Annotated in this window: 13 protein-coding genes; 8 read left to right on the forward strand and 5 right to left on the reverse strand. The window is 41.7% G+C overall.

Annotated elements, in window-relative coordinates; all coding sequences use genetic code 11:
- The first annotated feature begins 858 nt into the window (after positions 1 to 858).
- A complete protein-coding gene (locus tag AC5JMF_RS23880) occupies positions 859 to 1,992 on the forward strand; it encodes a VWD domain-containing protein (RefSeq protein ID WP_495798192.1) in 1,134 nt (377 codons plus the stop codon).
- A gap of 107 nt (positions 1,993 to 2,099) precedes the next feature.
- Here the strand turns inward: AC5JMF_RS23880 and AC5JMF_RS23885 are convergent, their stop codons facing one another.
- The 3 genes from AC5JMF_RS23885 to rbp all read right to left on the reverse strand — a co-directional run bounded on the left by AC5JMF_RS23885 (position 2,100) and on the right by rbp (position 3,717).
- Positions 2,100 to 2,900 carry an RMD1 family protein gene (locus AC5JMF_RS23885; RefSeq protein WP_495798193.1) on the reverse strand — a complete coding sequence of 267 codons (801 nt, stop codon included), beginning with the start codon at positions 2,898 to 2,900 and terminating at the stop codon, positions 2,100 to 2,102.
- Between the two features lie 26 nt (positions 2,901 to 2,926).
- The gene (gene rpsU, locus AC5JMF_RS23890) at positions 2,927 to 3,115 is read right to left on the reverse strand and encodes a 30S ribosomal protein S21 (protein ID WP_495798194.1); all 189 of its coding nucleotides are present in this window, start codon (positions 3,113 to 3,115) and stop codon (positions 2,927 to 2,929) included.
- Between the two features lie 296 nt (positions 3,116 to 3,411).
- Positions 3,412 to 3,717 carry an RNA-binding regulator gene (rbp, locus tag AC5JMF_RS23895; RefSeq protein WP_495798195.1) on the reverse strand — a complete coding sequence of 102 codons (306 nt, stop codon included), beginning with the start codon at positions 3,715 to 3,717 and terminating at the stop codon, positions 3,412 to 3,414.
- A 237-nt stretch (positions 3,718 to 3,954) separates the two neighbouring features.
- Here rbp and AC5JMF_RS23900 point away from each other — a divergent pair, with 237 nt between their 5' ends.
- From AC5JMF_RS23900 to AC5JMF_RS23925, 6 genes are all read left to right on the forward strand, one after another.
- The gene (locus AC5JMF_RS23900; protein WP_495798196.1) at positions 3,955 to 4,140 is read left to right on the forward strand and encodes a DUF3096 domain-containing protein; all 186 of its coding nucleotides are present in this window, start codon (positions 3,955 to 3,957) and stop codon (positions 4,138 to 4,140) included.
- Between the two features lie 51 nt (positions 4,141 to 4,191).
- Complete coding sequence (locus tag AC5JMF_RS23905; protein WP_495798197.1) at positions 4,192 to 4,338, forward strand: hypothetical protein; 147 nt, start codon at positions 4,192 to 4,194, stop codon at positions 4,336 to 4,338.
- A 12-nt stretch (positions 4,339 to 4,350) separates the two neighbouring features.
- Entirely contained in the window at positions 4,351 to 4,605 is a 255-nt protein-coding gene (locus tag AC5JMF_RS23910) for a TIGR02450 family Trp-rich protein (protein ID WP_495798198.1), read from the forward strand.
- Positions 4,606 to 5,418: 813 nt separating this feature from the next.
- Positions 5,419 to 6,285 carry a ferredoxin:protochlorophyllide reductase (ATP-dependent) iron-sulfur ATP-binding protein gene (gene bchL, locus AC5JMF_RS23915; protein ID WP_495798199.1) on the forward strand — a complete coding sequence of 289 codons (867 nt, stop codon included), beginning with the start codon at positions 5,419 to 5,421 and terminating at the stop codon, positions 6,283 to 6,285.
- Between the two features lie 29 nt (positions 6,286 to 6,314).
- Positions 6,315 to 7,103 (forward strand): DUF5331 domain-containing protein, encoded by a 789-nt coding sequence (locus tag AC5JMF_RS23920; RefSeq protein WP_495798200.1) that lies wholly within the window; start codon positions 6,315 to 6,317, stop codon positions 7,101 to 7,103.
- 99 nt (positions 7,104 to 7,202) lie between these two features.
- The gene (locus AC5JMF_RS23925) at positions 7,203 to 8,606 is read left to right on the forward strand and encodes a ferredoxin:protochlorophyllide reductase (ATP-dependent) subunit N (protein ID WP_495798201.1); all 1,404 of its coding nucleotides are present in this window, start codon (positions 7,203 to 7,205) and stop codon (positions 8,604 to 8,606) included.
- Positions 8,607 to 8,689: 83 nt separating this feature from the next.
- On the opposite strand, the gene AC5JMF_RS23930 is transcribed toward AC5JMF_RS23925, so the two are convergent.
- Positions 8,690 to 9,574, reverse strand: coding sequence for a LysR family transcriptional regulator (locus AC5JMF_RS23930; RefSeq protein WP_495798202.1), 885 nt, complete (start codon positions 9,572 to 9,574; stop codon positions 8,690 to 8,692).
- Between the two features lie 105 nt (positions 9,575 to 9,679).
- Between AC5JMF_RS23930 and AC5JMF_RS23935 the strand changes: the two genes are divergently transcribed.
- Positions 9,680 to 10,474, forward strand: a complete 795-nt coding sequence (locus tag AC5JMF_RS23935) for a class I SAM-dependent methyltransferase (RefSeq protein WP_495798203.1) — start codon at positions 9,680 to 9,682, stop codon at positions 10,472 to 10,474.
- Between the two features lie 187 nt (positions 10,475 to 10,661).
- Here AC5JMF_RS23935 and AC5JMF_RS23940 read toward each other — a convergent pair whose 3' ends face one another.
- On the reverse strand, positions 10,662 to 11,051 hold the full coding sequence (locus AC5JMF_RS23940) for a hypothetical protein (RefSeq protein ID WP_495798204.1): 390 nt from the start codon (positions 11,049 to 11,051) through the stop codon (positions 10,662 to 10,664).
- Positions 11,052 to 11,125: the final 74 nt, after the last annotated feature.

Raw genomic sequence — 11,125 nt, forward strand, 5'->3', positions numbered from 1 at the left:
CTTACACTGAGAGAGTTTTTTTACAAACTACCTGACTTTTCAAACAGCCTCTAAGTCCTGATGCTTTTCAAACTGGTAATTTAGCTACTGCTCATGGTTCATTAAACCATTTAGCATTTAATATCCCTCTAGAAAAAATAGAAGAGTATAGAGAAAAACTCATTGCTAAAGGTGTACAAGTCACACCTGTATTACACCATGCAGATGTCCCTTCTGGCTATGTTCCTGAACCTGACGAAAATACATTTATTTCATCTATTTATTTCTTTGATCCTGATGGGATATTGCTAGAATTTGCTGCCAATGTACGCGCTTTAGGTGATCCTGTACGAGATTTGCAACATCAACCAGCTACAGCAATTTAATCAAGCCCTTTAGGCAGGGAACAGGAAAATCCCCTAATTTTAATTTTAGCTCGATCTTTGAAAAGACGAGGGTTGAGCGGAGTCGAAACCCGGCAATCGAGGTGAGGTTTAACCAGTTCCGTGGGTTTAAGTCCCCGGTTTTATAATCGGCAAGTTTTGTGTTGGGGTGAAATCCCCATTACAAAACTTAATTACGTTAGCGTAGCGTAAAGCCTGCGGCATAGCTTCGCTTAGAGCGACACAGGAGCGTCGCGTCATTACGAATTACGAATTATTTAATTTAGTCCTTCTACTTATTGAGCAGCAACTGAACAGTAATTGAGCATTTTTTAGCCTGTTATGAGCAGGTTTTGAACTGGAGAATGAGCAGTTAGTTAAGACAAAGTATGACTGTTGATTTCTTAGTCAGAGAAAGTTAACTCTGACTGAGAAATCAAAAATCAAGCACGGGTCAACTGTTCCAAACTTACTAAATTTAATTAGGAGGCATTTTATGCGGACTAAGCCCTTGTCTCTGGTATCAATTCTGCTCAGCTTGTTTAGTTTTAACTCTCCCATCGCTAGCTATGCAGCTGGCCCTAATATCCAAGTAATTCAAATCAACATTATTTGTAATATTGTGGGCCCAGTAATCAATTCTGTCATCAACTGTAATCAGCAGATAGGTAACATTAATATTAACGCCAGCAATGGTAGCAGTTCCGGAGACCCGCATCTAGTCACCTTTGACGGTTTGGCTTATGATTTCCAAGCTGGCGGCGACTTTATTGCAGCGAAATCAACTTCCCCTGATGATACGTTTGAAGTGCAAGTCAGACAAAAGCCATTTTCGTCGAATAACCAAGTAGCTATTAACAGTGCTGTTGCGTTCAACCTTGGCGGGCGTCAAGTCATTATAGACGCACAGAAGAGTTCTCCTCTGTCAATAGATGGAAACTCAATACAGCCACCAGATAACGCCAAGCTCGAATTTAAAGATGAGCAAGGAAATCGCCTTGGGGATCTCTATGTGACAGGATCTCAATATCTGGCGGTTTGGCCTGATGGAACCCAGGTTCAAGTCAGGCTGAGTACAGGCTCACATATTGACTTATACTTTGCCTTGTCTGAGGCGCGTAGAAATAAAGTCCAAGGGCTACTTGGTAACTATGACGGCAACCCCTCTAACGATATCACTACCCGTTCTGGGAACGTTCTCGGGTCACCGGTGCCGTTCGATAAGTTGTACAACGAGTTTGGTAATAGCTGGGCAGTTGAGTCGCTGTTTTTGCAACCGCCTACGAATGTAACATTCCCCACAGCGCTGCCAGTTCTCACTCCTGAACAGCGCACTCAAGGAGAGCAAGTTTGCCGAGCTAAAGGTATTACCAATGCGATCGCTCTCCAAAATTGTATTCTCGATGTGGGGTTAACGGGCAATCCCGGATTTGCAGATAGTGCTGTTAACAGCCCATCTGCTGGTACCCCACTACAAGTATCACCCCCAAACTCAACTCCAGAACCAACTCCAGAACCGACTCCAGAACCAACTCCAGAACCGACTCCAGAACCGACTCTAGAACCAACTCTAGAACCAACGATAAAACCCAGAATTACCACTCCTGATCGAATACTGATTGAGCAATAGAGTGAACTACCCAACACCCATCTGAGTACAGATAGGGTGTGGGCTTCCCAATTCAATGAGGGTAGCCTCGGACTTCATAGATTTCTTACGTCCTGAAGACTCTAGCTTTAGCCTTTGAAAATCACGTCATACAGTGAAAGCAGAATCTCCACCACAATTAAAATTACTACATACCACTCTACTCGCTGGCTACTGCTATGCTGCATAAACTCCAACACTGTTTGTGCAGTTTGGGAAATTAGCTCTAGTTTACGTTCCAGGGCGTTATGACGCTCACGGATTTCGTATTCATCCTCTAAACGCAGATATAAATTTTCTAGCTGTGGGGATTCCCATAGTAACTCCGGCTTATCGATAATCTCTACTCGACCCACTATCTTATGTTGAACTAACAAAGTAGTCCCAAGTTGACGAAGTAATTCTCGGCTTTGGCGTCTACTCCTATTTTCGCGCTGGAGACTAGCTGCAAACGGTTCAATTTGATCAAATACAGTTGCTAGGCTACTCTCATAATGAGATAGTACAACGCTCTTGGCAAGAATATCAGCCACTATCTGCAAACGCTCTACACTAAATTCATGTAGTAAAATTTTTCCTTCCTTTACTCGCTCACTCTCGGTAAGGTTAAGAGAAACTTCCACCTCTTCTGTTTCTGGGTCGGCAAAACAGTCACTAACTTGAGAAGATATTTTTGTCAAGAAGGCTACCTTTTCTAAAGGCTCAACGTTAAACAGAACAACTGCTCCATAACCCAGCAGTACTGCACAGCCATGTTTACCTACTGTAACCATTACTGGCATACTTGCCAAGTGAACATAATTTTCCAACCTGTGTAAGTCAATATTTTTACCAAGGAATAGGGCCTGCACTCTAAATCTATCTCTGTCATTAAAAAGGAGTTTTTGCATTGTCGCCCATTGAGTCAACCCTTGTCTTAAATGCGAAAACCTCTTTTTCTTTGCCTATGCCTAGCAGTTTCTTTGCGTTTACGTTTCTGCTCTGGTGTCTCAAAATGACGATGCTTCCTCATGTCTTGGAAAATCCCAGCTTTGGAGACTTCTCGTTTAAATCGACGCAAGGCTGACTCAATATGTTCATTTTCACCTACTGTTACTTGGGTCATTTATTTCCTTGTTGTATTGCTAGTGAGTAATGTCAAAGGATGTAGGTTGTGGGATAATTTAGTGGGCATGAAGCAACCACCATTTCATTGACCACCAAATCTACGATTTTAGTGCGGGCTTGAAAGAGAATTGGTTTCAATCAGTGAGTATGCAAAAACACTATTTTCTCTTCATTTTTCTACATCTCACACCCTACACCCTAGCTTTGGTCAAACTTTAAGTCAAACAAAATCAAGCATAAGGTAGATTTTTTATCTCCCTCAAACATCAACTGTTAAACTTTCGCTTTGAAAAGTTAGTAGCGATTACGAGAGCCACCGTATCCTCCCCGATTTCCCCCGAACGAACCTCGGTTGTCTTCTTTTGGTCTTGCCTTATTCACTTTTAGGTTGCGTCCCATCCACTCTGCACCATCTAAAGCTTCAATTGCTGCTGATTCTTCTGCCTCACTACCCATTTCCACAAATGCAAAGCCGCGTAGTTGCCCTGTTTCACGATCAGTAGGTAAATTAACCTGCTTTACAGTACCATACTCTGCAAATACAGTAGTTAAAGTCTCTTTTGTAACCTCATATGAAAGGTTGCCTACATACAATGACATATATCATCTCCAAAATCGTAACTGTGTAGAGATTTAGATTTGGGAGAAATGTCTGCTTACACCAAAAGGTCAAGCCTTTTAATATTAAAACAAATACTACAACCCATTTTATTCTCATTTTCTAACTCTAACACAGCATTCATTTTTACTCAAAGCATAAGCAACTAAAAATAAGGCAATTTATATAGAGGCAATACAATAGTGCTAATAGTCAATTACTCTCCTATTTAACTAGCCATGTTTTATCTACCCATTCTCTTCGCCCAACAAACTACTACTCTTCAGTTAAGTGTTAATATTAATGGGATTGTTGCTTTGATTGCAGGAGTTCTAATTCTGATTCTGCCCAGATTATTAAATTATATTGTGGCAATCTATCTCATAATTATCGGATTAGTGCAGATTTTCAATTTCCGTATTTAAGATTGAGAACTAATTACCTATATTTACTTTTTCAAGCTGAAGGCAGAGCATTTGCTAGAATTCAAGACTGAACAAGCGATGAGCTACGAACAGATAAAAGACCTGCCACCACCGGAATTTAAACGTTTATGTGGAGTATATATTACCACGTTTGCGAGAGTGGTAGACTGCGATCGCGTAATTCTGCCAGCGCCTTAAGCGCCTCAAAAAATGACCAAAAAACAAAAATTTCCTTACCTAGTTGGTTCCAAGTGGACAGCACAGCAAAAAGTTGATGGCTGGCGACACTTTCAAGTCGTTAACCGTAAAAATCAAGGTAAATGGGTTTATGCGGAAATGGTTGCCGCGTGTGACCCTAACGTTCGCTTTTGGCTGAATGCTAAGTTATTACAAGACAGTTCTCAATGGCAAGCTGGCTGGCAAACATTACAAGAAATCCAGACAGTCGCAGAGAATATCTCATAATTGCCTCAAATAAACTTGGACAATATATTTATATTTAATAATTTTTTACAAAATTGCGATCGCACTCAGCTGTTTGATGGAATTTCGCTTCGTTAAACCCAACAAACACAAAGTTTTTGGGCGCTGAGTTACCCTGCAAGAAGCCGCCCTCCCGGCGTCTACGTTCCTCAAACGTTACTTGGCGTCATTTACCGTAAAACCTTAGTCAAGCAGGGCTGTCCTAAGCTACTAGCGCGGCTAATAAGCTTGCTATCTCTAGATATAATATTCATATAGATACAAAAATCCTACCAATCGTCTTGAGCCGATTTAAGCCATTAGCCTCAGAATTTATTCTTAAGCGGTCTCAAGATAAGCCAGACCACATTTAGTTTGCATATCTAAAACTCTTGTGGGTGGGCTGGAAAGCCCGCCATAGCTATGCAATTTAAATCTACATTCGCTTATTAGCCTCTGAATTCTTTCAGAGGCAGTGATTGCAACTTGGGCAATATATCAATGAAACCTATATGTAAAAGGATTTTTCAGTTTTTTGTTTTTTGTAACTATTTTTATATAAAAAATACTAAAAAACTATATTTGAGCTATTTTAATCTGTAAACAATTATTTTATGAGCCTATAACAACTTAAAATCTGTTTTAAACTAAAATAATCTTGATATCACCATCAAACAAATAAAAAGCCCCTTTCTTTTCCTGTGAATTTGCACAATAATGACACTCACATACCTAACGTCTTGCCGTTAAAGGGCTAGGTGAAGGCAGATGTTTGAGCCACGAGTTTGATAAAAAACGATAAGAGGCAAATCTAAAGTGAAACTAGCAGTCTATGGAAAAGGTGGAATCGGCAAATCCACAACTAGCTGTAATATATCCGTCGCCTTAGCCAAACGCGGCAAGAAAGTGCTGCAAATTGGTTGTGACCCCAAACATGACAGCACCTTCACCCTCACAGGGTTTTTGATTCCGACAATTATCGATACCCTCCAAGAAAAAGACTATCACTACGAAGATGTCTGGCCAGAAGACGTAATTTATAAAGGTTATGGTGGTGTTGATTGCGTAGAGGCGGGTGGCCCTCCTGCGGGTGCAGGCTGTGGTGGTTACGTAGTCGGCGAAACCGTGAAATTACTGAAAGAACTCAACGCCTTTGATGAGTACGACGTCATTCTATTTGACGTTTTGGGTGACGTTGTTTGCGGGGGTTTTGCTGCACCACTCAACTATGCAGATTACTGCCTGATTGTTACAGACAATGGCTTTGACGCCTTGTTTGCTGCCAACCGCATTGCCGCTTCAGTAAGAGAAAAAGCTAGGACTCACCCATTGCGTCTAGCTGGATTAATTGGTAATCGCACCTCCAAGCGCGACTTGATTGAAAAATATATAGAAGCGGTGCCAATGCCAGTTTTAGAAGTTTTGCCTTTGATTGAGGATATCCGTGTTTCCCGTGTTAAAGGTAAGACATTGTTTGAGATGGCAGATTCTGACCCTTCGCTGGAATACGTTTGTGACTACTATCTCAACATTGCTGACCAAATTTTGGCGCGTCCTGAAGGTGTCGTACCGAACGATGCTCAAGATCGTGAATTATTCTCTTTGTTGTCTGATTTTTATTTAAATCCGAATAAACCCCAGGTTCTGAATTCAGAAGAGGAACTAGACTTGATGATTGTATAAATCATCAAGTTTTGAGGATGAGGAGCGATATGGCTTTCTTTCACGGCTTTACAGATACTTTAAAGCAAAGGTGGCTACAGTTTTTTCAGGTGAATCGTGATTGGATTACACTCCACATGGAAGTGGAATCAGTGTATACCCCAGATGGCGGCAAGCGCCCGCCTTCTTACCTCATCCTGGGAGTAATTAACGCGCTAGAACCCAAGTTAGCGCAATTAATGTTCCCCTTTTCCAAATTGAATCCAGACGCCGATACCCTAATTGAGGTGCTTGATTTAAATTTTGACCCAGACATCGCTCTTGGAAATCATATTCTTCCGAAAGCAGAAACATATAAATATGAAGATGAGTCAGCAGCAATCATTAATGACAATTTCAATGATGAAACACTGGTGCATCCTCATGCAAATGGCTTTGCGGAAGTATTGGTAGCTCAAGAGTTCTCAATGGTAGATTCTGAGCATCAAAAACTGGACATAACTGAGGCGCAGGAAATCCCAAACGGAATTGGTGATAATGCCTCATCCAATGGACACAACTCAAAGGATGAGTCTCACCAAATCTCTAACTCAGAAGCAGATGAGTTTGGGGATATTGCCTTTGATACCACAGCTGCAACCGAGGTTAAGCTTGATCAGCAGTTACTTGATGATCTCAAGCCACTAGATGAGAATGCTTTTAGCGATGTTTTGTCAGATGTCTGGGGTGATGAAACAGCACTACAAAAGGCTGAAGGAAATAACGACTTTTTAGGGGAAGATCTGCCATCAGGCGTTTTTGATGAATCTGAAATTGCCCGTCTCTTCCCCAATGCTTAATTACTAAGTTAGGAGTTAAGAGTTAGGAGTTAATAATCAAAACTCATAACTCATAACTCAATTGCTCCTAACTTAAAAAATCAAGGGGAGAAAATCAAAATGACTGTTGCTCAACAACCAGAAGCTTTAAATTTTGAGTGTGAAACTGGAAATTACCACACCTTTTGCCCTATTAGCTGTGTGGCTTGGTTATATCAAAAAATTGAAGATAGCTTCTTTTTGGTAATTGGTACAAAGACTTGTGGCTACTTCCTGCAAAATGCGATGGGAGTGATGATTTTTGCTGAACCCCGTTATGCAATGGCAGAGTTGGAAGAGGGAGATATTTCGGCACAACTAAACGATTATGAAGAGTTAAAGCGGTTGTGTTTGCAGATTAAACGCGATCGCAATCCCAGTGTAATTGTGTGGATTGGCACATGCACCACTGAAATTATCAAAATGGATTTAGAAGGTTTAGCACCCAAACTAGAGGGTGAAATTGGTATTCCCATCGTTGTAGCGCGTGCCAATGGCTTAGATTATGCCTTCACTCAAGGAGAAGACACTGTGTTAGCTGCCATGGCAACACGTTGTCCCGATAAAACACCTGTAGCAGAAACAGAAAAGAACGAACGCAACGCCATTCAAAAGTTGCTCAACTTCGGTAAGAAAAAAGAAGATGTTGCTCAAGAAGAATCTGAGTACGTAGATCATCCACCGTTGGTGCTTTTTGGCTCTCTACCTGACCCTGTAGTTACGCAGTTAACCCTAGAATTGAAGAAACAAGGCATCAAAGTTTCCGGTTGGCTACCTGCAAAACGCTTCACCGAATTACCAGTATTGGAAGAAGGATATTACGTCGCTGGTGTCAACCCCTTCCTCAGCCGTACAGCTACCACCCTAATGCGTCGCCGCAAATGTAAACTCATCGGCGCTCCTTTCCCCATCGGCCCCGACGGTAGCCGCGCTTGGATTGAGAAAATTTGCTCTGTGTTTGGCATTACTCCCCAAGGTTTAGATGAACGAGAAGCGCAAATTTGGGAAGGCATAGAAGATTATGTCAAACTGATTCGCGGTAAGTCTGTGTTCTTCATGGGTGATAACTTGCTGGAAATCTCCTTAGCACGGTTTTTGGTGCGTTGTGGGATGACAGTACCCGAAATCGGTATTCCTTACATGGACAAGCGCTACCAAGCTGCTGAGTTGGCTTTGCTAGAGAAAACTTGTCAAGAAATGGGCGTACCTTTGCCAAAGATTGTGGAGAAGCCAGATAATTACAATCAAGTTCAACGAATTTATGACTTGAAACCAGATTTAGTAATTACTGGTATGGCCCACGCTAACCCATTGGAAGCACGCGGGATTAATACAAAATGGTCTGTTGAGTTCACTTTTGCTCAAATTCACGGCTTCACTAATGCGCGTGACATTCTAGAGTTGGTGACTCGTCCGTTGCGTCGAAATAATAATTTGAAAGATTTAGGTTGGGATAAGTTGGTGAAGGAAGAAGCAAAGATTTAGGTTTTGATCAAGCAACACCATAACACCATAATTATTAGGCGAACTGTTGGGTTCGCCTTTTTTTACATATCAAAGCTTGTATATCAGCAGCAGATACTCCTAACAACTTGCAGAAACTCCTTTAACACAGGTGTCATATTTTCTTCTCGCCACACTACAGCCGTTTCTACTAATGGTGTTTTTTCCTCAACTGGACGATAAACTACACCAACCCTGTAAAGATTTTGCAATGAAGCAGGTGCGATCGCAATCCCAATTCCTGCTGAAACTAAACTAATAATTGTCTGCATTTGAATTGCTTCTTGAGCCACTTTTGGGTTGAAATTAGCCTGCTGGCAAAGACTCATGATTTGATCGTAAAGTCCAGGGCCCAAGTGACGGGGGAACATAATGAAGGACTGATCTGCAAGCGATCGTATTGAAATAAAATCTTGTTTAGCTAAGGGATGATTTTCCCATAACGCCACAATTAAAGCTTCTTGCTGAATACACTCTTGATTGAGTGTTTCATCTTCTAAAGGTGGATGAGCAAAGCCGACATGGATACGTTGATGATGTAGTGCTTGCTCTTGTTGAGTCGTTGTTAACTCTTGCAAAACTAACTCCACTTCTAGAAACTGTTCTCGAAATAGCCGCAAAATTATCGGTAGCGAATCGTAAGTTACTAAGCTAGTAAACCCCACTTGTAATAATCCTTTCTCACCTCTTGCTGTTTTTTGCGTTAACTCAATTCCTCGTTCCAATTGCGTAAACAGTTGATAAACCTCTTGCAAAAATACTCTCCCAGCTTCTGTTAACTGCACCTGTCGCTTAGTTTTGCGGTGGAATAACTCAACCCCAAGTTCTGCTTCCAGTTGCTGAATTTGCTGGCTTAAGGGCGGTTGAGCAATGTGTAATCGCTCTGCGGCTTTACTGAAGTGCAGTTCTTCAGCCACAGCGATAAAGTAGCGCAGATGTCGCAGTTCCATAGTTTTGATATTTTATAAATCTCAAATATGCATAAATATATATTGGACATCTCAAAAATGGCTGCATATGATACTCATACATAAATATCAACAGGAGTTAGAACTGTGTCAGAAAATTACACTCCAGGCTATTCCAGCAATGCAATTAATTTCATGGCCCAGCGAACCGTAGATAGCCATGCTGCATTTTTTCAGCCTTACCTGCATCCAGGTATGAAATTGCTAGATTGCGGCTGCGGCCCCGCTACAATCACACTAGGTTTTGCAAAAGCTCTAGCTCCAGGCACAGTTACAGGTATTGACAGAGAAGCTTCTCAAATTCGTATAGCTGCTGAGAGTGCTGTAACTCAAGGTATCAGCAATGCTAATTTTCTGGAGGCGAATATTTATGCTCTACCCTTCCCAGATAACTCGTTTGACGCTATCTTTTCCCATGCATTATTCGAGCATCTTCAACAACCAGCAAAAGCATTACAAGAACTATGGCGAGTGCTGAAACCAGGAGCGATAATTGGTCTTCGTAGTCCTGACTGGGGCGTGTTTCTAATAACACCAACCACACCAGAATTGGATAAGGCATTTGCTTATTCTAAATGGCTCCAACAGCAGAATGGTGGTAATCCTGACATAGGCAGAGAATTAGGCGCATTATTACGAAAAGCTAAATTTACCAACATCAAAACCTCAGCTTCATATCAGTGTTATGAACCCCTGAATTCCGCCACCGAATATCTAGCGCAAATAATCGAGACTTCTGCAAAAATATATCAAGCAGTGCAGAAAGGTTGGACTGATGAACAATCAATAACAGCAATGAGCCGCGCCTTACGAGAATGGAGCCAGCACCCCGATGGATGGTTTGCCCAGACTTGGTGTGAAGCTGTAGGGCAAAAAAACTAACAAAAGTAAAAACCAATTTTTGCGTTCTTCTCTGCGCCTCTGTCTTGAAAAGTTTCCTACGGAGGGAAACCCTCCTTCTCCTGACGGAGACGCTACGCGAACAGAACTTTTCGCTGCGCCTCTGCGTGTTAACAAAGCGGGGCGTAGCCCGGTTAAAAAAATATTTATACAAAAAGCCCGATATCAGCTAAAATCTAATCCCCACCTGCCCATTAAACCCGCGTACAGAATTATAACCAGCGCCCACAAAAACATTATCACTCGCCCCTACTTGAACACCACCAGAAACCGCAACCCCCTTATCTTCCGAATAATATCCAACGCCGACATAGGGTGAAATCACAGGCAAACTTAAAAACTTTAAAACATCTACTCCAGTAGCGCCATCAGGCCCATTTCCCAACTCTACCCCTAAATCGAAAGCTCTAGCTCCCACAGAATAAGTGACATCACCATCTTTACCGCCAACAGAAACCCAAGGTTGCGGTATGAGTTGAGCTGATACTTGACTTGGGGCAAATAAAGCTAAAAAACCGATTGATGCCACGAACGCTCTAGTAATAATTGCTCTTTTCACATTTCCCTCTACACTAGCTATTAAATAATTCGTAATTCGTAATTCGTAATTCGTAATTCGTAATTCGTAATGAC

This window comes from Desmonostoc vinosum, from assembly GCF_059505385.1.